Origin of the sequence: Serratia aquatilis (assembly GCF_044865145.1) — a bacterium.
GTDB lineage: Bacteria > Pseudomonadota > Gammaproteobacteria > Enterobacterales > Enterobacteriaceae > Chania > Chania aquatilis.
Genome location: NZ_CP173186.1, coordinates 1,528,546 through 1,550,635, shown reverse-complemented (window position 1 = coordinate 1,550,635; position 22,090 = coordinate 1,528,546). Strand labels below are relative to the sequence as shown.

21 protein-coding genes are annotated in these 22,090 nt (G+C 51.8%); 6 read left to right on the top strand and 15 right to left on the bottom strand.

Translation table 11 applies throughout. The annotated features are described in order from the left end of the window. Positions 1-42: 42 nt before the first annotated feature. From pepB to trmJ, 10 genes are all read right to left on the bottom strand, one after another. The gene (gene pepB, locus SAQUA_RS07035) at positions 43-1,338 is read right to left on the bottom strand and encodes an aminopeptidase PepB (RefSeq protein ID WP_380672027.1); all 1,296 of its coding nucleotides are present in this window, start codon (positions 1,336-1,338) and stop codon (positions 43-45) included. 83 nt (positions 1,339-1,421) lie between these two features. Further along, positions 1,422-1,622 carry a Fe-S cluster assembly protein IscX gene (gene iscX, locus SAQUA_RS07030; RefSeq protein WP_380672025.1) on the bottom strand — a complete coding sequence of 67 codons (201 nt, stop codon included), beginning with the start codon at positions 1,620-1,622 and terminating at the stop codon, positions 1,422-1,424. Between the two features lie 70 nt (positions 1,623-1,692). After that, complete coding sequence (fdx, locus tag SAQUA_RS07025) at positions 1,693-2,028, bottom strand: ISC system 2Fe-2S type ferredoxin (protein ID WP_380672023.1); 336 nt, start codon at positions 2,026-2,028, stop codon at positions 1,693-1,695. Positions 2,029-2,030: 2 nt separating this feature from the next. Then, positions 2,031-3,881: a Fe-S protein assembly chaperone HscA gene (gene hscA / locus SAQUA_RS07020; protein WP_380672021.1), complete on the bottom strand. Its 1,851-nt coding sequence runs from the start codon at positions 3,879-3,881 to the stop codon at positions 2,031-2,033. A gap of 34 nt (positions 3,882-3,915) precedes the next feature. Continuing rightward, on the bottom strand, positions 3,916-4,437 hold the full coding sequence (gene hscB, locus SAQUA_RS07015; RefSeq protein ID WP_380672019.1) for a co-chaperone HscB: 522 nt from the start codon (positions 4,435-4,437) through the stop codon (positions 3,916-3,918). 68 nt (positions 4,438-4,505) lie between these two features. Further along, complete coding sequence (gene iscA / locus SAQUA_RS07010; RefSeq protein ID WP_142014948.1) at positions 4,506-4,829, bottom strand: iron-sulfur cluster assembly protein IscA; 324 nt, start codon at positions 4,827-4,829, stop codon at positions 4,506-4,508. A 54-nt stretch (positions 4,830-4,883) separates the two neighbouring features. Beyond that, complete coding sequence (gene iscU, locus SAQUA_RS07005) at positions 4,884-5,270, bottom strand: Fe-S cluster assembly scaffold IscU (RefSeq protein WP_004952090.1); 387 nt, start codon at positions 5,268-5,270, stop codon at positions 4,884-4,886. A 24-nt stretch (positions 5,271-5,294) separates the two neighbouring features. Next, a complete protein-coding gene (locus SAQUA_RS07000; RefSeq protein WP_380672016.1) occupies positions 5,295-6,509 on the bottom strand; it encodes an IscS subfamily cysteine desulfurase in 1,215 nt (404 codons plus the stop codon). 56 nt (positions 6,510-6,565) lie between these two features. Beyond that, positions 6,566-7,060 (bottom strand): Fe-S cluster assembly transcriptional regulator IscR, encoded by a 495-nt coding sequence (iscR, locus tag SAQUA_RS06995; RefSeq protein WP_380672014.1) that lies wholly within the window; start codon positions 7,058-7,060, stop codon positions 6,566-6,568. Positions 7,061-7,248: 188 nt separating this feature from the next. Further along, the gene (gene trmJ / locus SAQUA_RS06990; RefSeq protein WP_380672012.1) at positions 7,249-7,983 is read right to left on the bottom strand and encodes a tRNA (cytosine(32)/uridine(32)-2'-O)-methyltransferase TrmJ; all 735 of its coding nucleotides are present in this window, start codon (positions 7,981-7,983) and stop codon (positions 7,249-7,251) included. Positions 7,984-8,109: 126 nt separating this feature from the next. On the opposite strand from trmJ, the gene suhB reads away from it, so the two are divergent. After that, entirely contained in the window at positions 8,110-8,913 is an 804-nt protein-coding gene (gene suhB, locus SAQUA_RS06985; RefSeq protein ID WP_380673604.1) for an inositol-1-monophosphatase, read from the top strand. Positions 8,914-9,018: 105 nt separating this feature from the next. Here the strand turns inward: suhB and SAQUA_RS06980 are convergent, their stop codons facing one another. Then, positions 9,019-10,434 (bottom strand): sigma-54 interaction domain-containing protein, encoded by a 1,416-nt coding sequence (locus SAQUA_RS06980; protein ID WP_380672010.1) that lies wholly within the window; start codon positions 10,432-10,434, stop codon positions 9,019-9,021. 177 nt (positions 10,435-10,611) lie between these two features. Between SAQUA_RS06980 and SAQUA_RS06975 the strand changes: the two genes are divergently transcribed. Genes SAQUA_RS06975 through SAQUA_RS06960 form a run of 4 tightly spaced genes read left to right on the top strand, consistent with a single transcriptional unit; the run spans position 10,612 to position 16,029 of the window. Continuing rightward, on the top strand, positions 10,612-12,009 hold the full coding sequence (locus SAQUA_RS06975; protein ID WP_380672008.1) for a diaminopimelate decarboxylase family protein: 1,398 nt from the start codon (positions 10,612-10,614) through the stop codon (positions 12,007-12,009). A 53-nt stretch (positions 12,010-12,062) separates the two neighbouring features. Then, positions 12,063-13,484 (top strand): APC family permease, encoded by a 1,422-nt coding sequence (locus SAQUA_RS06970; RefSeq protein WP_380672006.1) that lies wholly within the window; start codon positions 12,063-12,065, stop codon positions 13,482-13,484. 1 nt (position 13,485) lies between these two features. Next, on the top strand, positions 13,486-14,589 hold the full coding sequence (locus tag SAQUA_RS06965) for an alanine/ornithine racemase family PLP-dependent enzyme (protein ID WP_380672004.1): 1,104 nt from the start codon (positions 13,486-13,488) through the stop codon (positions 14,587-14,589). Between the two features lie 51 nt (positions 14,590-14,640). Further along, positions 14,641-16,029 carry an amino acid permease gene (locus SAQUA_RS06960; RefSeq protein WP_380672002.1) on the top strand — a complete coding sequence of 463 codons (1,389 nt, stop codon included), beginning with the start codon at positions 14,641-14,643 and terminating at the stop codon, positions 16,027-16,029. On the opposite strand, the gene SAQUA_RS06955 is transcribed toward SAQUA_RS06960, so the two are convergent. Then, on the bottom strand, positions 16,026-17,048 hold the full coding sequence (locus SAQUA_RS06955) for a nickel/cobalt transporter (RefSeq protein WP_380672000.1): 1,023 nt from the start codon (positions 17,046-17,048) through the stop codon (positions 16,026-16,028). The two genes, SAQUA_RS06960 and SAQUA_RS06955, sit on opposite strands and share 4 nt — an antisense overlap. Continuing rightward, the gene (locus SAQUA_RS06950; RefSeq protein ID WP_380673603.1) at positions 17,039-17,674 is read right to left on the bottom strand and encodes a DUF1007 family protein; all 636 of its coding nucleotides are present in this window, start codon (positions 17,672-17,674) and stop codon (positions 17,039-17,041) included. The genes SAQUA_RS06955 and SAQUA_RS06950 overlap by 10 nt, the downstream gene beginning before the upstream one ends. Positions 17,675-17,901: 227 nt before the next feature. On the opposite strand from SAQUA_RS06950, the gene csiE reads away from it, so the two are divergent. Next, complete coding sequence (csiE, locus tag SAQUA_RS06945) at positions 17,902-19,167, top strand: stationary phase inducible protein CsiE (protein WP_380671998.1); 1,266 nt, start codon at positions 17,902-17,904, stop codon at positions 19,165-19,167. Here csiE and SAQUA_RS06940 read toward each other — a convergent pair. Both SAQUA_RS06940 and glyA read right to left on the bottom strand, forming a co-directional pair. After that, positions 19,164-20,309 (bottom strand): 3-phenylpropionate MFS transporter, encoded by a 1,146-nt coding sequence (locus tag SAQUA_RS06940; RefSeq protein WP_380671996.1) that lies wholly within the window; start codon positions 20,307-20,309, stop codon positions 19,164-19,166. The genes csiE and SAQUA_RS06940 overlap by 4 nt on opposite strands. Positions 20,310-20,524: 215 nt before the next feature. Next, positions 20,525-21,778, bottom strand: a complete 1,254-nt coding sequence (glyA, locus tag SAQUA_RS06935; RefSeq protein ID WP_380671993.1) for a serine hydroxymethyltransferase — start codon at positions 21,776-21,778, stop codon at positions 20,525-20,527. Positions 21,779-22,090: the final 312 nt, after the last annotated feature.

Below are 22,090 nucleotides of genomic sequence, written 5' to 3'. Positions count from 1 at the left end.
CTGAACCCTTCTGAGAAAATGTTATTTTAACCCGCCTAGCAATTATCTGGCTTTGCTCAGCAACAGATTGGCCAGCGTGCGCACGCCCAACCCCGTAGCACCTGCAGACCACTGTTCCACTGCGCCTTTACGGTACGTCGCAGAACAGTCGATGTGCAACCAGCCTGTTTGATAATTCTTTACAAAATGCGACAGGAACGCCGCGGCGGTACTGGCACCAGCGGTGTAAGCCGCACCGGCAACGTTGTTCAGATCGGCAAAGTTGGAGGGCAGTTGGTTGCGGTGGAATTCTGCCAACGGTAAGCGCCAGAATGGCTCATGTTCTTCATCGGCACAGGCCAACACTTCTTTTGCCAGCTCATCATCAAAACTGAACAACGCGTGATAGTCATTACCGACGGCCGTTTTAGCCGCGCCGGTCAAGGTTGCGCAGTCGATGATCAGCGTCGGGTTTTGCTCACAGGCATCGATCAGGCCATCGGCCAGAACCAGACGCCCTTCCGCGTCGGTGTTCATCACCTCAACGCTCTTGCCATTACGATAGCGAATAATATCACCTAGCTTAAACGCGTTGCCGCTCACCAGGTTGTCTGCACAGCACAGATAAAGTTTGACACGTTGCTTCAGACCGCGTGCTGCTGCCAGCGCCAGCGCGCCAGTAATGATGGCAGCACCGCCCATATCGGACTTCATCGAGTCCATAAACGCACTCTGCTTCAGGCTATAGCCACCAGAGTCAAAGGTGATGCCTTTGCCTACCAGGCAGGCGAATACCGGTGCATCAGGGTTGCCCGTCGGATTGAAGTCCAATGCCAGTAACACAGGCGAACGGTCAGAGCCCCGGCCAACGGTGTGCAAACCGCTATAGTTCTGTTCGCGTAGATCCTCACCTTTAGTGATCCTGTAGCCGATCGTATCACAGGCTACATCGCACATCAGGTCAATGGCACGGGTGGCCAATTGCTCAGGCCCCAGCTCTTCCGCTGGCATATTGATGGTGTCCCGCACCCAGTCGATAATCTTCAAACGCTGTTCCAGTTCTTTACTTTCCACTGCAGGCAATTCTGCCCATTCAACACTGCGCAGGCCTTTTGGCCCACGGAAACCCTGCCAGAATGCCCAGCTTTGCTCCAGCCCCCAGCCTTCTCCGGCCAGTTTCACTTTCTTGATACCTTGCCCATCAATCTTGCGCGCCGCGCGCTGGATAACACCCAGTTTATCGTTCGCCGTCAGATGGATGGTCATACCTTGATCATTGGTACTCAGTATTGCCTTTTCGCCCCAGCGAGCATCAGCCGGTTTCAGCGATAGCGTGATCTGCATGATTTCTGTTGTCATAGCCTTACTCCGGAATATTATTTTGCCAATCTTGCCAGCCCAAAATAAACGGGCCGCCATAGGCAGCCCATTCAGCTATTTATTTACTCCGCCTCATCCAACCAGACCAGTAAGATTGCTTCCAGTATTTTTTCGTTGGATGCATGCGGATCGTCGTCAAATTCTTCCAGATCGCAGATCCATTGGTGCATATCGGTAAAACGCACGGTTTTCGGATCGGTGTCAGGATAGGCATCGTACAGTGCTTCGCCGATTTCCCGGCTATCTGTCCACTTTAGTCCCATTATTCTCTCCAGCATTAGGCTCATTTGACCCGATGTATTTCAGGTTGCAGTTTACCAGACACAGGCTAAATCAATGTTCACGCGCATGGTTAATGGTATAGCGTGGCATTTCCACCACCAGATCTTCATCGGTGACACGCGCCTGACAACTCAAGCGGCTTTCAGGCTCCAATCCCCAGGCTTTGTCCAGCATGTCATCTTCCAGCTCGCTGCTTTCATCCAGGGAGTCAAACCCTTCACGCACAATGCAGTGACAGGTAGTGCAGGCGCAGGACTTCTCGCAGGCATGCTCGATTTCAATACCGTTTCGCAGTGCGACATCGAGGATACTTTCCCCTTTCTCTGCTTCCAGTACTGCCCCTTCAGGACAAAGATCTTGATGGGGTAGGAAAACAATTTTTGGCATGGTTAAACCTCATCCACAGAATGGCCAGCCAGCGCACGGCGAATGGATGCATCCATGCGGCGCGCGGCGAAATCTTGGGTTGTCGCATCGACACTTTTTATCGCGGCTTCGATCGCAGCGGGGTCGGTACTCTGCACTGTTGCTTGCAGGTTAGCTACCGCACTATCGATTGCCTGACGTTCTTCTTCACTCAGCAAAGCGGCATCGCTGGCCAAAGCACCTTGCAAGCTTTCCAGCACTCGCGAGGCTTCGACCCGTTGCTCAGCCAGCTTGCGTGCTCCGATATCGCTTTGCGCATTGGCCATAGAATCTTTGAGCATGCTGGCAATTTCGGTATCAGACAGGCCATAAGACGGTTTCACCTGGATAGAAGCTTCAACGCCAGTAGATTTCTCCATTGCCGTGACGCTCAGCAGGCCGTCGGCGTCTACCTGGAAGGTTACACGGATGTGCGCCCCGCCCGCAGCTAATGGCGGTAACCCACGCAGCGTAAAACGAGCCAGCGACCGGCAGTCTTGCACCAGTTCCCTTTCGCCCTGCAACACATGGATCATCATGGCGCTCTGGCCGTCTTTAAAGGTGGTAAACTCCTGTGCCCGTGCAACTGGAATGGTGGTATTGCGTGGGATCACCTTCTCTACCAACCCACCCATGGTTTCCAGACCAAGTGATAGCGGGATCACATCCAGCAGCAACATATCGCTATCCGGTTTGTTCCCCACCAGGATGTCCGCCTGGATCGCAGCACCAATGGCAACCACTTTATCCGGGTCAATAGACGTCAGTGGCATCCGGCCAAAAAACTCACCGACTTGCTCACGCACCAAAGGTACGCGGGTGGAGCCACCAACCATAACCACTTCCAGAACTTCTTCGGCACTGACGCCCGCATCTCTTAACGCACGGCGGCAAGCCATCAGGGTACGTTTCACCAACGGGGCAATCAGCGCTTCAAAATGCGCAAGCGTGACCTCACCTTGCCAACCGGCAATATTGACCTGGGTGCTTGGCGCGTCACTGAGTGCAATCTTGGCCGCGACTGCCGCATCCAACAACTGGCGTTGCAGACCATGATCGCTACGATCAGCGATCCCCGCCTGTTCGCGCAGCCAGTCAGCCAGCAAGTTATCGAAATCATCGCCACCGAGTGCAGAATCCCCCCCGGTAGCCAGAACTTCAAACACACCACGGCTGAGACGCAGTATGGAAATGTCAAAGGTACCACCGCCAAGATCGTAGACGGCAATTACCCCTTCCTGACCAGAATCCAACCCATAAGCAATTGCCGCTGCGGTTGGTTCATTCAACAGACGCAAAACATGCAGACCCGCAAGACGTGCGGCATCCTTGGTGCCCTGCCGTTGAGCGTCATCAAAATAGGCCGGAACAGTGATCACAACGCCATCGAGTTCGCCTTCCAAGGCGGCGGTAGCACGTGCGGCAAGTGCTCTGAGAATATCGGCAGACACGCCAACAGGATTAAGCAGACCGGCGGCAGTAGCGATCATCGGTAAACCGTTTTCGCTGGCCTGGAACTGATAAGGCAAATTTGGATAACGCTGTTGTACGTCTGCCAAGGAGCGGCCCATCATTCGTTTGATGGAACTGATGGTGTTGGCCGGATCCTGCGCTGCCTGTGCGCGCGCAGCCCAACCGACATGATGTTCTGTGGCCTGATAGTGCACCACGGATGGCAACAGATACCGCCCTTCAGCATCGGCCAAAGTTTCAGCCTGCCCGCTGCGCACCGTGGCTACCAGCGAATTGGTGGTACCCAGATCAATACCCACAGCCAGACGACGCTGGTGTGGTGCAGCGCTAAGGCCAGGCTCACTAATTTGTAATAAAGCCATATATCGAAGCTTCCAAAATCAGATCAGAAATGTGTTACTCAAAACCCAGCAGTTTTTCTTCGAGTTGTTCAACCTGTTGCTGGAGTTTGTCCAAGAAACGCAGTTTACGCACCGTATCAGCCGCTTGTAACCATTGCTGATTATCCAGTTCCAGAACCATCTGTGCACTGCGCTGTTTAAACATGCTATTCAGGCGTGCAGAAAAAGCCGCAAGTGCGCTTTCCGCATCTGGCCGGCGTTCAATGGCATCAAGTTCTTCGCGCAACTCCAGCTGTTCCATCAGGAATGCGGTGTCGCGCATGGTATGCTGTTCGTTACTCAAATCAATGCCGTGCAAAGATAACATATACTCTGCGCGTTTTAATGGGTGCTTCAGCGATTGATAGGCTTCATTTATGGTTGCAGCCTGTTGTAACGCCATCAGGCGTTCACGCTCAGGTTGGAAGGCATTGCGGTCGGGGTGGAATTGACGTTGCAAATCCTGGTAGCGCGAGGTAAGCAGGCTGCCATCTACGCTGTAGCGAACTGGCAACCCGAATAAAGTAAAGTAATCCATAGCGTGCTCTGGGCGTTATCGTGATGAGTAAGGTTCCCCCGTAAAGCGCGGGGGAGCACGATGGACTGTCAGACGTTAAAACTTTCGCCGCAGCCACACTCGCTTGAGACGTTCGGGTTGTTGAACTTGAAGCCTTCGTTCAGGCCTTCTTTGACAAAATCAAGTTCAGTACCGTCAAGATAGACCAGGCTCTTGCCGTCAATGATCACCTTGACGCCCTTATCTTCAAAAACGACATCGTCATCGTTCGTTTCATCAACAAACTCGAGTACATATGCCATTCCTGAACAGCCGGAAGTTCGTACCCCCAAACGCAGGCCGAGACCTTTGCCACGGTGATTCAAAAATGCCTGAACACGCTGTGCGGCGCTGTCGCTCATGGTAATCGACATAACAACCTCATTCGAAGCAAAGCCCGACGAGGCGGGCTAAGTGACTCATAATAACTACTTGGCGCTGTGTTTGCTCTTGTAGTCAGCGATTGCTGCTTTGATGGCATCTTCTGCCAGGATTGAGCAGTGAATTTTAACCGGCGGCAATTCCAGCTCTTCAGCGATCTGAGTATTTTTGATCGCTTCGGCCTGATCAAGTGATTTGCCTTTCATCCATTCCGTCACCAGAGAGCTGGAGGCAATGGCAGAACCGCAGCCATAGGTCTTGAAGCGAGCATCTTCAATAATGCCTTCGTTGTTGACCTTGATCTGCAGCTTCATCACGTCGCCACAGGCAGGTGCACCTACCATGCCGCTACCGACGGTAGGATCTTCGTTATCAAAAGACCCCACATTGCGCGGGTTTTCGTAGTGATCGATTACTTTTTCGCTGTAAGCCATGACGTTACTCCTGAATCCTGAGAATTAATGATGTGCCCATTCGATGCTGTTGATATCCACGCCCTGCTTAAACATTTCCCACAGTGGGGAAAGATCACGCAAGCGGCCAATGGATTTGCGCACCAGCGAAATGGTGTAATCGATCTCTTCTTCGGTGGTAAAACGCCCCAAAGAGAAACGGATCGAGCTGTGCGCTAACTCATCACTCATACCCAGTGCGCGCAGCACGTAGGAAGGCTCGAGGCTGGCAGAAGTACAGGCAGAACCCGAGGATACCGCCAGGTCTTTCAACGCCATGATCAAAGATTCACCCTCAACATAGTTAAAACTGACGTTGAGAATGTTTGGGGCACCGTGCTCCAGATCGCCGTTCAGATAAACTTCTTCCATATCTTTCACGCCGTTCCACAGACGGTCACGCAAGGCGCGCAGACGGGGCATTTCGCTTGCCATTTCTTCTTTGGCAACACGATAAGCTTCACCCATGCCGACAATCTGGTGAACTGGCAATGTCCCAGAACGCATACCGCGCTCATGGCCACCACCATGGATCTGTGCCTCAATACGGATGCGCGGTTTACGGCGCACATAGAGAGCACCAATGCCTTTCGGGCCGTAAATCTTGTGGCCGGTAAAGGACATCAGGTCAACCTTCAAAGTACTCAGATCGATAGGCAGTTTGCCCACGCTCTGGGTGGCGTCGACGTGGTAGATGATACCCCGCGCCCGGCACATTTCGCCGATAGCCGCGATATCCTGCGCAACACCAATTTCGTTGTTTACATGCATGATGGAAACCAGAATGGTGTCTTCACGCATTGCGGCTTCGAGAGCATTAAGATCGATAATACCGTTGCTCTGCGGTGCCAGATAAGTCACTTCAAAACCTTCACGCTCAAGCTGGCGGCAAGTATCCAACACGGCTTTATGTTCGGTTTTGCTGGTGATGATGTGCTTGCCTTTCTTCTGATAGAAATTGGCAGCGCCTTTGATCGCCAGGTTGTTGGATTCGGTTGCCCCTGAGGTGAAAACAATTTCACGTGGGTCAGCGCCAACCAGTTCGGCGATCTGGTTACGGGCGATATCTACTGCCTCTTCCGCCTGCCACCCGAAACGGTGGGAACGGGAAGCAGGGTTACCGAAAGTACCGTCCAGGGTCAGAAACTGCATCATCTTCTCGGCTACACGCGGATCGACCGGAGTTGTTGCCGAGTAGTCCAGATAAATCGGTAATTTCATTGTTCTTTTGCTCCGTACATCACTTCCAAAAACGAATAAATTTGTCGCCAGCTGCTTTATGCACGCAGATTAACGTTGATCGTTTCCTGCAGACGACCATTAGCCGTACGGCGAGTGTCGTTGTTTTGACGGTCCGCTACGTCCAGCACTTCCTGATTATTCACCAATTCAGCCAGCGTAATGTTGTTGAGAAATCCGCTGATGCGCTCGCTCAGATCACGCCATAGGGTATGAGTCAGGCAGCGATCGCCCCCCTGACAACCTTCTTTACCCTGGCAACGGGTAGCATCTACCGATTCGTCAACTGCAGATATCACCGCACCAATGGCAATACTACCAGCGTCTTTGCCCAGCAGGTAACCACCACCTGGCCCACGCACACTGGCCACCAGGCCATTCTTGCGCAGACGAGAAAACAGTTGTTCCAGATAAGATAGCGAGATACCTTGGCGTTCGGAAATATCCGCCAGAGGTACCGGCCCTTCCTGGGAGTGTAATGCTACGTCAAGCATAGCGGTTACCGCATAACGGCCTTTGGATGTCAATCTCATAGCTAAATGGTTACCAGTTGGTCTAACATGGTCGAAAGTTTGACATTCCTGAGTAATACAGTCAACTATTTAACCTAGTGTTTTACTCAAGTATTACCGTTTCTATGCCTTTCCGTATGCGATGCATATAAAATACACCTTATAATCAATAGATAACTAATGCTAATTGCCGTCAGGCGACATTAATATTAATTACCTTGATGTTTGTCCTGTTTTTCAATCGACGTCAGCATACCACGCAGAATATTTAGTTCTTGCGTTTCAGGGCGGGCCCTGGCGAAAAGACGACGCAAACGGCTCATTACCTGGCCCGGATGCGCTGCACGGATAAAGCCAGTGTGAACCAACGTCTGCTCCAGATGCTGATAAAAACGTTCAAGATCGTCCACCAGTGGATAAGGGGTTTCTTCCAGCATTGGCTCCCCAGCCTGCTGGCGATCGAGATAAGCAACGCGGACTTCATACGCCAGGATCTGTACGGCCATCGCCAGATTGAGCGAGCTGTAATCCGGATTGGCTGGAATGGCGACATGATAATGGCATTTCTGCAATTCATCATTAGTCAAACCAACACGCTCGCGGCCAAAAACCAATGCAACAGGCCCCTGCTCACCTTCGTTTACGGCACGCACACCGCATTCACGAGGTTCCAGCATCGGCCAAGGCAGCGTGCGTGAACGCGCACTGGTGCCTACTACCAGGCGGCAACCGGCTATGGCTTCGTCAAAGGTATCAACAAGAGTGGCGTTACCGATGACGTCGCTGGCACCTGCGGCCAGGGCGATCGCCTGAGAATCGGGTTTTACCAGCGGATTGACCAGATAAAGGTTGGTTAACCCCATGGTTTTCATGGCTCGGGCGGTTGAGCCCATGTTACCGGTATGAGAGGTTTCAACCAGAACAATGCGAATATTGTGCAGCATACAAACTCTGAGCGTTGCGGAAAATCGTAGCATCTTAGCACAGGCAGAAGGGTATTAGGTATTTTGCCGAACACCTGCTATACTTCGCGCCGTTTCCTGTTCTTTAACATCCTGTGGAAGATACCCATGCATCCGATGCTGACTATCGCCGTGCGCGCTGCGCGCAAGGCTGGTAACCTGATTACCAAAAATTACGAGACGCCAGACGCTGTAGAAGCGACACAAAAAGGGTCTAACGACTTTGTCACTAACGTCGATCGCGATGCCGAGCGCTTGATCATTGAAATCATCCGTAAATCTTACCCAAAACACACCATCATTGGTGAAGAATGCGGTGAGTTGGTTGGTGAAGATCAGGATGTACAATGGGTGATCGATCCACTGGATGGCACCGCCAACTTCATCAAACGTTTCCCACACTTCTCGGTTTCTATCGCCGTACGCATCAAAGGCCGTACCGAAGTGGCGGTGGTTTACGATCCAATGCGCAACGAACTGTTCACCGCCACCCGTGGCCAGGGTGCACAGCTCAACGGTTACCGTCTGCGCGGTACTAACGCCAAAGATCTGGATGGCACCATCCTGGCTACCGGTTTCCCATTCAAAGTCAAACAGCATGCTCCGGCTTACATCAACCTGGTAGGTAAACTGTTCACTCAATGTGCTGACTTCCGCCGCACCGGTTCTGCCGCGTTGGATCTGGCTTACGTTGCCGCTGGCCGCGTTGACGGTTTCTTTGAGATCGGCCTAAAGCCCTGGGATTTCGCTGCGGGCGAACTGCTGGTTCGTGAGTCTGGCGGTCTGGTTACCGACTTTGTGGGTGGGCATAACCACTTTAACTCTGGCAACGTGGTTGCTGGTAACCCACGCGTGGTGAAATCTCTGCTTTCCACCATGCGTGAAGAACTGAGCGAAGCGCTGAAGCGTTAATTTATTACCCCAATTCATCCAAGTTGCAGATAGGCGGCAAGTTTAGCCAACACCGCTGCGACTTGAATGGCGACGGGCATAACAGCCATCCGCCAAGGGTGGCTGCTACTCCATGACACCTAGCCTGATACCGTACTTCTTGATTTTATAATGTAGCGTGGTGCGGGAAATACGCAGGTAGTTAGCTGCGCCAACCACGCGACCATTAGAACGGTTCAGCGCATTAACAATCAATTGCCGTTCGTACTCTTCTACCAGTTGATTCAGTTCGCCATGCGGCAGTTCAACCGCCTGCTTTTGAAGCGCAAGTACCTCCCCTCCCCCAACGTCCGGAAGTTCCTCATCAAAAGCCAGATCGTCAAGCGGTCCATCGTGTTCCTGCATGATCATGCTACGTACAATCACGTTTTCCAACATGCGCACATTACCCGGCCAGCTCTGCTGTTGCAGGATACTCAGCGCCCGCTCGCTGATGCCCTGAATATCGTGACTGACCAGCGCCTGATGTTTGCTGATAAAATGCCGGGTCAACAACGCGATATCGTCCGGCCTCGAACTGAGTGACGGCAACGTCAGCAGCCCTACTCCCAAGCGATAAAACAGATCGGCACGCAAACGCTGCTGATTAATCAGCAAACCCGGTGACTCATTCATCGCCGCAACGATGCGCACATCCGAAGTGAGTTGTTGATGCCCCCCCAATCTCCAGTAGGTTTTATCCTGCAGAAAACGCAACAGTTTGCTCTGCATTTCTACTGGCATCGCATTCAGTTCGTCCAGGAACAACGTCCCGCCATGCGCTAACTCAAGATAACCCTTACTGTTTTCAGCGCCGGTAAATGCCCCCTTTACCGTACCAAACAGCGTGCTTTCAATCAGTGTGGCGGGTAAAGCTCCGCAGTTCAGGGCGATGAAAGGTTTTTCTGCTCGCTGGCTGCAACGGTGTATCAGCCTGGCGAACAGTTCTTTCCCTGTGCCGGTTTCTCCCACCAGCATTACCGGCACGTTGTTAAGCGCCAGGCGCTTGGCTTTGGCAATCTGTGCCTTCATTTCTGGATTATCGGTAATAATCTGGTAGCGCTCCTGCCCTTGCTGGCTATATAGCAGCTGATTAAGCTCCACCACCTGTTCCTGCAACCGCCGTACGCCGGACATATCACGGCCAATCTCAATTACGCCAATCAGACTGCCATCTTTCCCATAGAGCGGGGCCGTGGTGTGCTGATAATCCACCGCCTGCCCTTTGGCATTGTAATACACTTGGTAATGCCCAATGTATTCAACCCCATGCTGCAACGACTGCAACATGGTGCTTTGCTCCTCTTTCATCTTCGGGTAAACGTCCAACATATGCCGTCCGAGAGCCTGACGAATGGTGTAGCCATCCAGATCGGCACTCTCCTGGTTGTAGTAGACGTATTCCCCATGGCGATTGATGATCGCCAACGGTTGATGAATCAGATCGAAAAACCGTGAGAACATGCGCAGCGCACGTCGTAGTTCTGGATCGATATATGACATGAAATGCTCTTTAAAATGACGGATTTTCGTCATTTTTCTCATAACCTGTCTTTATGTGCAATAACGGTCAAACGAAAAAAATACCAACCTACTGATTTATAATAAATTTATAAGTGGCACGGTCGTTGCTATGGAAAAGACACTCTCCACCAACTCTTTTCCAAATGTGAGGTTTATATGACTGACCCAATAGCAACCCAATACAACGCGCTACGTAAAAACATCAGTAGCCAGGATCGCCGTTTCTCCCATCAGGATGGCAAGTTGTGTTTTGAAGGTGTGAATATTGAACAGTTGGCAAAAAAATACGGCACGCCTTTTTATGTCTTTTCTGAAGCAGAAATTATTCGCAACATCGGCGAAATCCAGCAGGCCTTTGCCGCCCACCCAAATACCAAAACCTTCTTCGCTTCCAAAACCTGCTCAGTAATGGGCGTGTTGAAAGCCATCAAAGATGCCGGGATCTACGCCGAAGCCAACTCGCAGTTTGAAGTACGCAAGTGCCTGGAAATAGGCTTCCCTGGTAGCCAGATCGTGTTTAATGGGGTAGTAAAAAAGCCAGAGGATCTGGAATATGCTATCGATAATGAACTGTATCTGATCAACGTTGACAGCCTGTACGAGCTCGATCATATCGATGCTATCTCGCGCCGCCTGAAGAAAGTGGCCAATGTCTGTGTACGTGTCGAGCCTAACGTCCCTTCCGCTACCCATGCCGAACTGGTGACCGCCTATCACGCCAAATCTGGTCTCGATCTGGAACAGGCGGAAGAAACCTGCCGCCGCATTCTGGCCATGCCATATGTGAAACTGCGCGGTTTGCACATGCATGTCGGCGACCAGGTACCGGAATCAGAACCCTTCGCCAAAGCAACCAAAGTATTGGTCGATGAGTCTCGCCGTTTGGAGGAAGTGCTGGGGATCAAGTTCGATCTGATCAACGTTGGCGGTGGTATTCCCGTCCCTTACAAATACGACGATGAAAACGGTAATCCGCTGCAAGACAACATGTATGCCGGGATCACCGCGCAAGACTTTGCCGACGCAGTGATCAGTGAAGTACACAAATGGCGTACCGATGTTGAAATCTGTATCGAACCTGGGCGTAAAGTCACCGGTTCCGCCGCACTGTTGGTCACCGAAGTGGCCTGTGAAAAACGCAAAACCAATTACGATCTCGAGGGCAATGTCGAATGCCACGTCGAATGGAAATTTGTTGACGCCGGTTACAGCGTCCTTTCCGATAGCCAGCACTTTGACTGGTTCTTCTATGTCTACTCCGCTTCACGCATCACTGAACCTCATGACCAATACATCAAACTGGCCGGTCCGCTGTGTGATGGCGGTGACTACTTCCACATGGGGGTAAAAGGCGAAGAGTTCCTGCTACCGCACACCACCCAGATTGGCGATGTGGTGGTATTCCTTGATGCTGGTGCTTATACCATCGAAAGCCAGACCGTCTACAACAATCGTCCACGTACCGGTGTAGTCATGATCGACAAACACGGCAACGACCGTTTGATACGCCGAGAAGATACCTACGAAGACATGGTTAAGTACGACATTTATTAATTACCACCTTGCCGGGGAGTGTTATCACTCCCCGAGCCTTTCAGGAGTTGATCATGAGTAATCAAGACTCAAACCTGCTGGGGATCAAAGATATTGTCTTTATGAATGTCATTGCCATCCTCAGCCTTCGCCAGATCCCCAACGTTGCGCCCTATGGTGCCTCAGCCATGATGCTATGGGTGATCGCTGCTTTTTGCCTGTTCTTTCCGCTGGCTATGGTTTGCGGCGAGCTGTCGACCGGCTGGCCAAAAGATGGCGGTATTTTCGTCTGGATCAAAGAGGCCTTTGGTAAACGCATCGCCTGGATTGTGGTGGTCTGTTTTCTGTTCTCTTGCGTGCTGTTTTTCCCACTGATGCTGCAGTTCGGTTTTACCGCGCTCGGCTATATGTTTAGCGCCAGTCTGGCAGAAAACAAAGTATTTATCGGCGTCGGTTCGGCAGCCATTTTCTGGCTGTTAACGCTAATGAACATTCGCGGTATGCAATGGACCAAAATCATTAACGGCGTCAGTGCCTGGCTTGGGGTATTTATTCCATCAGCCATTCTGATTTTGCTGGCAGTGGTCTGGCTGGCAACCGGCCATCAGATGCAGACCGACTACTCGACGCCCGCATCATGGATCCCCGATCTCAGCCATTGGGATACCATCGTGTTTGTTTCCAGCATGATGTTTGCTTTTGCCGGTCTGGAAGTGGCACCGATGATCGCAGGGCGCACCCGCAATCCGCAGCGCGATTTTCCAAGAGCAATGGCATTTTCTGCCTTGGTGATTGTGGGGATCTATATGGTCGGAACCTGGGCGCTTAATACCCTGCTACCCGCCGGAAAAACCGACATTGTGGCCGGGGTAATGCAGGCTATGCACTCCGCCGCCGATACTCTGCATATGCCTTGGTTACTGCCGGTGATGGCAATCTGTATGTTCTTTGGCGCATTGGGGCAGATTAACTCCTGGCTGGTTGGCCCGATTTATATGCTGCAAGAAGCCTCACGCGAGGATAACCTGCTAGGCGAACGGATTGGGCGGTTGCATCCAAAATATCAGACCCCTGCTTTTGCTTTAGTGGTACAGGCGTTGATTGTGACCGTGCTGTGTTTCTCCACCTTTATTTCACCCAGCGTTGCCGCAGCCTATTGGATGTTGACGGCCCTGACCACCATCACCTATTTCATTCCTTATCTGGTGATGTTCCCTGCCTTTTATCGCCTGCGGATTACGCAACCCGACACACCACGCAGCTTTAAAATTCCGGGAAAAGTACTGCCGATCCTGCTACCTGCCTTGGGTTTCCTCTCTATCGCATTCGCCGTTTGTCTGCTGTTTATTCCACCGTCACAGATCGATATGGGAGGATATTTCCAGTACGCAGGGAAAATTATCCTGGGCGCATTACTGGCGATAGGTGTGGCGGAGTGGATCTACCACCGGGCGCAAAAACGCAATCATCAACCGCTGACTGGCAAGGTGAACTGATATGTATATGCCAACGTTGTATATCAATTTGCAAAAATTGACTGAAAACGCCGCAACAGAAAAAGCCCTCCTCGCCTCAAAGGGTATCGAGGTGATGGCCGTCAACAAAGTTTTTGACGGCTGCATTGAAACCGCTCAGGCAGTAATGGCCGGGGGGATTGAGGTGATCGCCGAATCACGCACCTATAACCTGAAAAAGATCCGTGCGACCGGTTGTACCACCTGTTTGCTGCGTAGCCCTTGCCTGAGCGAAGTGAAAGACGTTGTCCGTTACGCTGATATTAGCCTGAACAGCGAACCACTCATCATCCGGGCTCTGGCAAAGGAAGCCCTTAATCAGGGGCGAGTCCACCGCATTCTACTGATGGTTGACATGGGGGATTTACGCGAAGGGATATGGTTCGAACATTACGAGCAGATCCTCGCAACGGTGAAGCTGATTAACGAATTGCCAGGCGTTGAGCTGTATGGCATCGGCACTAATTTCAACTGCTATGGCACCGTGCTGCCAACGGTGAAAAATGGCGAGGACTTCCTGGCTATTATCAAACGTATCGAGGTGGATTGCGGTATCTCCGTCAGCCATATCTCTGCCGGTAATTGCACCAGCTACCATTTGCTGGACAAAGGTCTGTGGCCCGTTGGGCTAAACCATTTGCGCATTGGTGGCCTGCATGAGTTTGGCATTGAGTATGTGGATATGAAGTATCTCGATGAGTTCCACCACTCGTCAAAACCGGTCGGCAAAGCCTGTTCCGATCTGTATCAACTGGAAGCTGAAATCATAGAGTTGAACAGTAAACCGACAGTGCCGGTTGGCGAACTGGGGGTGGATGCCTTTCTGCAAGCGAAATCCTTCACTGACAATGGTACTCGACGCCGCGCTTTACTCGCGTTTGGCCGCCAGGATGTACCGGCAGAAAACTGTATTCCGGTCGATGACCGCATCACCCTCCTCGGCCAGACCAGCGATCATACGCTTATCGATATCGAAGATTGCACTAGTCACCTACGAGTTGGTGACCGCGTTCGTTTCGAACTGGACTACACCGGACTATTGATGGCTTGCCAAACCAGTGGGGTACAGCGCCGTTTCATACGCTAACCCTTATTTTTGATGTGAAACCGGTGGGCCTCCCACCGGTGGAGAAATAGAGTGAGTAGTTTACCTGTAACGCCTGAAGCTGAACTCGGTAACAACTTGAAGCAAACGCTGAAAAAGCGTCATTTATTGATGATGTCATTAGGGGGAACCATTGGCACAGGGCTATTTGTCGGTATTGCAGCGCCTTTGCATACCGTCGGGCCACTGGGTACAGTCCTTGCGTATCTGCTAGCAGGCAGCGTGATGATGGCGACCATGTTTTGCCTGGGTGAACTCTCTTGTGCTTTTCCCCACTCAGGGTCATTTCAACATTATGCACTGATGTTCTTCCCCTCGCCGATCTGGAGTTACACCATCGGCTGGTTATATTGGTTGAGCTGGGTGTTGAGTCTCGCGGCAGATCTTACCGCTGCAGGTCTGATCGCACATCAGTTTTTCCCGCACATTCCTGTCTACTATTTCTGCCTGGGCATACTTGTTGTCTTGGTCGCAGTGAATCTGTTTTCAGCCCGAGTATTTGGCGAATGCGAGTACTGGCTATCAGCGATAAAGGTTTTTGCCATCGTGCTGTTTATTCTGGTAGGGGCAGTACTGGTTTACCAAATCTATAGCCAGGCGGGCAGTATGCCCACACTGAAGACCTCGAGTGGCTGGTTCCCACACGGCCCGTGGAGCATTTTCCTGTGTATGACGATCGTTGCCTACTCATTCCAAGGCGTAGAGCTGATTGGCAGTGCGGCGGGAGAAACCCCCTCACCGCAGACTGTGCTACCCAAAGTGATCATGGGCATCGCCCTGAGGATTATTCTGTTCTATGCCCTGTCTATCGTCGTATTGGCACTGGTCTACCCTTATGAACGCCCTGTCGATGGCAGTAGCCCCTTTGTTTGGGTGTTTAACCATATCGGGCTACCGTCATCAGGAACACTGATGCTGATCGTCATCTTTTCCGCCGCGTTGTCTGCGGCCAACTCGGCGCTGTATGCCAGTTCGCGTATGCTGTGGTCGATGTCCAAAGATGGTTTCGCTGCTGGCGTTTTCTCACATGTCAGCTCACAAGGCGTTCCAGCAAAAGGGATCTTGTTTACCGCGCTGATCGCGCTGGTTTCGCTATTGACCAAGTACGTTTCGCCAGAAACTCTGTATCTCTACCTGATCGCCAGCACCGGCCAGGTGGGGTGCCTGGCCTGGATGGTTATTGCCTGGTGTCAGTATCGATTCCGCCGCGAAGTCAGTAAAGGGACCTATCCGGCAGAGTCTATCTCGTTCCGCTCGCCGCTGTTCCCCTGGTTGGCTGGCTTTGCCATTGTGATGAATATGTTGATCATCGGTGGAACCTGGTTAAGCGACGGTGGTGGCATCATGTTGGCAAGCGAGACAGTTCTAACAGCCATCATCATCTTCTCGTACTGCGTACGGGGCCAACAACAGATCACTTAGCGAGCAAACGGGCGGATACCGCCGCCAAACTCGGGTTGGGCACTGACATACAGCAGTACGCCAGCAAATAGCAGGATCAGCCCGCCAGCTAACGCCAACGAACCCCACGCAACGGCGCTCCAGGCTGCCGGTGCGCGTTGGCGGCTGATACGGATCGCCAGTTTACGGCTGTAATGAACCAACAACGCCAATGAAGAAATCGTCATTGACGTTCCCAGCGCCATCGCCAGTGCAGAAAGTACGCCCCAGGTAAAAACGCCGATGACTTTGGAAAACAACAGTACCAGGAGCGCCCCAGAGCAAGGCCGCATCCCCATTGCCAGCACAATAGCCGCTTTGGTACGCCAGTCATTACCGGCTTGTAATTCGCTGTCACTGGGTAGATGCCGATGTCCGCACCCACAATCAGCGCTATGCACGTGCTCTGCCGCCAAAGGTTGCAAGCCGTTGATACGCAATCCAGGAGTAGGTCGAATTGCTTTGACCGCCAGATGCAAGCGCTTAATCGCCCGCCAACTCAGTAGCAAACCAAGCAGTATCACCAGAATAAAGCTGCCTTTTTCCAGCCAGAATCCGCTCTGATGCAATTGGCGAGAAGAGAGCTGGAGCACCACCAGTACGATTGTCACCAACGCAATAGCAACGATCCCCTGCATCAGTGAGGCTGCAAACGTCAGTTTCAAGCTACTTTTCAGCCGGGCAGGATGGGTAGCCAAATAGGTCGCGATCACCACTTTACCGTGGCCCGGACCAAGCGCATGTAATATGCCGTAGCCCAGGCTAAACAACATCAGCGCCAGCCCGGCTTGTTGAGGTGCCGCTTTTACCTGCTGTAACAGCGCCGCCATCTGCTGATGTAAACCCTTCTGCCACACCACGCTCTGCATCAAGAGTTGCGGCCAGTAGTGCCATACCAGTTGCACACCTGCTACTAGCACAATAAAAAACAACAGTAACGGCCAAAGGCTGAGTACCCAGTGACGCTTAGCCGCTTGGGACTGGTTGAACACTACTGACATGACAGCGTAACTCGTTGTGCAAACTGTTGGCCCAAAGCCAAATCCTCCCCAGGTGAATCATTCTTATCCAGCGATAAGGCATACGCCTGTAATGACTGATCGGGCTTGGGTGTCATCAAGCTGAATTTGCACTGTTTCTCCATCTCAGAAGGCAGGTGCAGTGCCTGTTTATCCCGATAGGTCATGTCAACAAAATAGGTAGGATCGTAGGTTGAGATTTCAAAAGGTTCACCTGCCAACGGCTGTGGTTCCGCCAACGGCAGCACAAACTCCAATACCGCCTTATGGCCTTGACGGGAAAGATGGTATTCGGTTGGCAGGTTGAGGTATTTCAGCGGCTTGCCATCGCGGTAAATCTCAGTGAAGTAATGCTGCCCCAGAACATTAGCCATTACTTCTGCCGCCAGCTTCTTCCAGATTTCAGAATCGCTTTTAGCATTTTCCGCATCATACAGCAGATCTGCAGAGGTAATTTCATCCATAACCCAAACCATTTTCAAACCCATCAATTTCTGATCCTTGGCGACAAACGTAGTGTTCATATCGATAAAGCTGTGTGGGTGGGCACTCACCCCCACACAGAACATAACAAGCAAACTCGCCACCAGGCGGCATAACGTCTTCATCAGAGCATACTCATTATTGTTATAAAGTAACATAAATCTCACCTCAACAAACTTTGAGGGAGAAATAAATGTGACGAAAGTTATAAGCCTAAGCAAAAACCGGGGCATCCAAGACCCTTTTGCTATGCTTAAGCCTAGGCTGTGTCCCTCAATTGCCCGTGGTGCCGTCGCAACCCCTTCGGGCTGGGGCTACAGCCTAATTTAAACATTACCAGCCAGGAGGTGATATGAGCACGGATACTTCTTCTGCGCCCGCGCTCTCCGGCCAACAGCGACGCTGCCATCTACTGCTGATGCTGTTTGCACCGACGTCCGAGGTTAATCTGGAGGCTATCAGCCAAATCAACGGCGTTGGGCAATCGGTGACCCTGCAAGATATAGCCGAGGTTGCCAGTGAGATCCAGCAGTTCTACCATTTGGAAATCGGCGGCAGTTCCGCAGATAGCTTGCAAATTCAAGGCAGTGTGCTTAACCAGCGGCTCTGCCTGTTCCAGTGGCTACGCCGCACTTTGCGCTGTAGCCCAACGTTTGTTGAACAACATTTTGCCCCGCAATATCAACAAGCCTTATCACTCACGCACCAACAGATTTCAGCGCTTGAATTGTGCATCAACGATTGTGAACAACAGCTTAACCGCCACTTTGAGCCACGTGACCGGCAATTTTTGCTGCATTATCTGTGTTACTACGTTTGGACCAGCCGGTATCAACACCATACCTGTTTTGATCAGACGCAACGTCAGTGGCTACGGCGTAAACCGGAACAACAGGTAGCGGCCAAACTGCAGCAAACGCTGAACCAATTGTTTGACTTACCTGCGAATAACGACGAAAGCGACTTTCTGACCCTAATGCTTACCCTGTTAAAAAACCATAGCTATCAAACCAGTGGTTCTCCAGAAGATCGGCGCCTGATGAGCGCTATTGAGCAAACGGTAGCCTGTTTTCAGCAGATCTGTGGGATGAGCTTCAGCAGTCAGGAAGAGTTGATCAATCAACTGTTTGCCCATCTGGCCCCCGCTGTAGAGCGCTGCCACTTTAATATCGGTATAGACAATTCACTGTTGGAAGAGGTGGTGCGCAAATATCCGCGCCTAATGCGAACCACACAGAAGGCATTAGCTCCCTTTGAGCATGAGTATCAAATCCGTTTTTCGCGCGAAGAAGTGGGATTGGTGGCGATCAGTTTCGGTGCCTGGCTAATGCAAGACAACGCATTGCAGGAAAAACAGATCCTGTTACTCACGTGGGATAATCCTCAGTTGGAAGCAAATGTAGAATACCAACTTCGGGAGCTCACACTATTACCGCTCAATATTAAATATCTGCCATTAAGTGACTATCAGCAAGCTGGTGCACCATCCGGCATCGCCTTGGTCATCAGCCCCTATGCATCGCCGCCATTCGGGCAACAGCCGCCGCTGATACTCGCTGAGTTACCCTTGAAGCGCCAACAGCGCAAGATGCTGCGTACGCTGTTGGAAAGCCATTAGCGGCGAGAGGTGGCTGCGGGTGGCAGAACAAACAGCACAGGTATCACCACTGCTGCCATTACCCAGAATACCCCACCCTGCAAGTGTTCGAACAGGAAACCGGCCAACACGGTCATCACTGCAATCCCGCCGCCCATTGCCAGGGCAGAATAGACAGCCTGCAGACGGATCACTTCAGCCCCCTGCCGCGCCGCGATAAAACGCATCGCTGCCAGATGACAAACGGTGAAGGTGCCACAGTGCAGCACCTGCACTAACAGCAACATGCCGATCTCGGTCGAAGAGGCCATCAGCCCCCAGCGCAACAGGCCGCATACGGCAGACAGTAACAGCAAGTTACGGGCGTTCCATCGGCGGAACAGAAAATTGCTGCTGGCAAAGATAATCACTTCGGCCACTACGCCCAGTGACCACAGATAGCCAATGGTTGACGCAGAGTAGCCCGCTTCCTGCCAATAAATAGAAGCAAAGCTGTAATACCCGGCGTGCGCCCCTTGCAATAGTGTAACGCAGAGCAAAAAGCGCCAGACCGGTCCCTCGCTGAGCAGTTCACGCCAGGAACGGCTGGAGATATTCTGCACACTAGCCTGCCCTTGGGGCATCACACTGGGTTTCAGCAGCATCCCAAGAAGCATCACCAATAGACTGGCCAACAGGCTGAACAAGATTGCATTATGGCCCCAAACGGAAACCAGCTTCCCGGTCAACGCCGAGCCAATCACAAAAGCAAGCGACCCCCATAGCCGTACCCGGCCATAATCCAGAGTAATTTGGCGTTGCCAGGTGGATGCTAAGGCGTCGGTCAACGGCACTAACGGGGAAAAGAACAGGTTGAAACCGGCAATCACCAGCATTAACCAGGCCCAGCCGTTACCGAAAAAGAACCCAATAGCAAAGGCCAACGAGAGTAGCGCCAAGAGGCGCAGTGCGGTGATTAAATGCGAGGGATCCTTGACGCGAGGTGCAATCATCAGGCTCCCCAGGAAGCGCATCACCAAGCCTGCACCGAGCAAAATACCGATAGTTTCAGGGGCAATCCCCTCACCTTTCAGCCAGACGCTCCAAAACGGCAGGTAGATACCAAACGAAAAAAAGTAGGTGAAATAACTGAGAGCCAGCCAACGCGTTGATTGCAGAACCATGTTCCCTCCAGAATAAGGGCAATACTTTGACAGAGCTCACACCAGGCAGCAATCTTCATTCAAGCTTAAAGCGCGGGAGTGTAAAGCAGTTCACAGTTTAGGCTGTATATCTTAGTTGCTAGGAATGCAGTCACGTGCAACTAAGATATATACCCCAGTTACTGTACGATCAAAAAACCCGCCGCAGCGGGTTTGGAGTGTACAAAAAGAAGGTATTACGCGTAGACAGGTAGGCGAGCGCAAATATCCAACACTTTTTTCTTGGTGCGTTCGATAGTCGCTTCGTCGTTGATGTTATCCAGCACGTCACAGATCCAGCCCGCCAGTTCACGCACATCTGCCTCATTGAAGCCACGGCGAGTCACTGCTGGAGTACCAATACGAATGCCAGAGGTCACAAATGGGCTCTTCGGATCGTTTGGCACGCTGTTCTTGTTGACGGTGATGTTGGCACGCCCCAACGCCGCATCCGCTTCTTTACCGGTCAGGTTTTTATCCACCAGATCCAGCAAGAACAGATGGTTATGAGTACCGCCAGAAACCACTTTGAAACCACGCGCCAGGAACACGTCTACCATCGCTTTAGCGTTGTTGGCTACTTGTTGCTGGTAAATCTTGAACTCTGGCTCCATCGCTTCTTTCAGTGCTACCGCTTTACCGGCGATCACGTGCATCAGCGGGCCACCCTGGCCACCAGGGAATACGGCAGAATTCAGTTTCTTGTACAGATCTTCATCACCGCCCTTGGCCAGGATCAGGCCGCCACGTGGGCCAGCCAGAGTCTTGTGAGTGGTGGTGGTTACGATATGCGCATGGGGAAGCGGGTTAGGATAAACGCCTGCGGCAATAAGGCCAGCAACGTGCGCCATATCAACGAACAGGTAAGCACCAATGCTGTCGGCAATTTCACGCATTTTTGCCCAGTCAACCAGACCGGAGAAAGCAGAGAAACCACCGATGATCATTTTAGGCTTGTGGGTTTGCGCCTGTTTAGCCAGATCGTCATAGTCAATCTGCCCAGACTCATTAATACCGTAAGGCACCACGTTATACAGCTTGCCCGACAGGTTTACCGGAGAGCCATGCGTCAAGTGACCACCATGTGCCAGGTTCATCCCCAGAATAGTGTCACCCGGCTGCAGCAAGGCGGTATAAACGGCAAAGTTGGCCTGGGAGCCAGAGTGTGGCTGCACGTTAGCATAATCGGCACCAAATAGTTCCTTGGCACGATCGATAGCCAGTTGCTCAACGATATCCACATACTCGCAACCGCCATAATAACGTTTGCCCGGATAGCCTTCTGCGTATTTATTGGTCAGTTGGGAACCCTGAGCCTGCATTACACGTGGGCTGGTATAGTTCTCAGACGCAATCAGCTCAATGTGCTCTTCTTGACGCACGACTTCCTGCTCCATTGCATGCCACAGTTCGGCATCATAATCAGCAATGTTCATTTCACGCTTTAACATCCCGGCATCTCCTGACTTAAATCGGCTCACTGTACCCATGGATTTCCAGCTGCAACCAGGTTCCCAACTCATTCGTCCCTTGAACTGACTAAAGCCAAGTGACAGGGGGGAGCGAGTGTAGGTAACAACGCTGCTGCTTGAAAGACGACGGGTATAAAATCACCCTTTGGGGCTCTGGGTAACAGTGTAAACCGTTTCCCCCCATCGAAGATAGGTCTTGACAGAGGTTTTTACGCAAACGATTGGCTCTAGGTGGCACAAGGCTTTTACTGGCTTTTTACCCCTATTGTTGCAACGGACATTTACTCATAG

Bases quoted from the DNA above. Each gene is read 5' to 3' on its own strand.
- fdx (WP_380672023.1), bottom strand. From the start codon at position 2,028: ATGCCAAAAATTGTTTTCCTACCCCATCAAGATCTTTGTCCTGAAGGG.
- SAQUA_RS06975 (WP_380672008.1), top strand. From the start codon at position 10,612: ATGACTGACCCAATAGCAACCCAATACAACGCGCTACGTAAAAACATC.
- trmJ (WP_380672012.1), bottom strand. From the start codon at position 7,983: ATGCTGCACAATATTCGCATTGTTCTGGTTGAAACCTCTCATACCGGT.
- hscA (WP_380672021.1), bottom strand. From the start codon at position 3,881: ATGGCTTTATTACAAATTAGTGAGCCTGGCCTTAGCGCTGCACCACAC.
- SAQUA_RS07000 (WP_380672016.1), bottom strand. From the start codon at position 6,509: ATGAAATTACCGATTTATCTGGACTACTCGGCAACAACTCCGGTCGAT.
- csiE (WP_380671998.1), top strand. From the start codon at position 17,902: ATGAGCACGGATACTTCTTCTGCGCCCGCGCTCTCCGGCCAACAGCGA.
- glyA (WP_380671993.1), bottom strand. From the start codon at position 21,778: ATGTTAAAGCGTGAAATGAACATTGCTGATTATGATGCCGAACTGTGG.
- hscB (WP_380672019.1), bottom strand. From the start codon at position 4,437: ATGGATTACTTTACTTTATTCGGGTTGCCAGTTCGCTACAGCGTAGAT.
- SAQUA_RS06940 (WP_380671996.1), bottom strand. From the start codon at position 20,309: ATGGTTCTGCAATCAACGCGTTGGCTGGCTCTCAGTTATTTCACCTAC.
- iscR (WP_380672014.1), bottom strand. From the start codon at position 7,060: ATGAGATTGACATCCAAAGGCCGTTATGCGGTAACCGCTATGCTTGAC.
- SAQUA_RS06980 (WP_380672010.1), bottom strand. From the start codon at position 10,434: ATGTCATATATCGATCCAGAACTACGACGTGCGCTGCGCATGTTCTCA.
- SAQUA_RS06970 (WP_380672006.1), top strand. From the start codon at position 12,063: ATGAGTAATCAAGACTCAAACCTGCTGGGGATCAAAGATATTGTCTTT.
- SAQUA_RS06950 (WP_380673603.1), bottom strand. From the start codon at position 17,674: ATGAAGACGTTATGCCGCCTGGTGGCGAGTTTGCTTGTTATGTTCTGT.
- iscU (WP_004952090.1), bottom strand. From the start codon at position 5,270: ATGGCTTACAGCGAAAAAGTAATCGATCACTACGAAAACCCGCGCAAT.
- suhB (WP_380673604.1), top strand. From the start codon at position 8,110: ATGCATCCGATGCTGACTATCGCCGTGCGCGCTGCGCGCAAGGCTGGT.
- iscX (WP_380672025.1), bottom strand. From the start codon at position 1,622: ATGGGACTAAAGTGGACAGATAGCCGGGAAATCGGCGAAGCACTGTAC.
- iscA (WP_142014948.1), bottom strand. From the start codon at position 4,829: ATGTCGATTACCATGAGCGACAGCGCCGCACAGCGTGTTCAGGCATTT.
- SAQUA_RS06965 (WP_380672004.1), top strand. From the start codon at position 13,486: ATGTATATGCCAACGTTGTATATCAATTTGCAAAAATTGACTGAAAAC.
- pepB (WP_380672027.1), bottom strand. From the start codon at position 1,338: ATGACAACAGAAATCATGCAGATCACGCTATCGCTGAAACCGGCTGAT.
- SAQUA_RS06955 (WP_380672000.1), bottom strand. From the start codon at position 17,048: ATGTCAGTAGTGTTCAACCAGTCCCAAGCGGCTAAGCGTCACTGGGTA.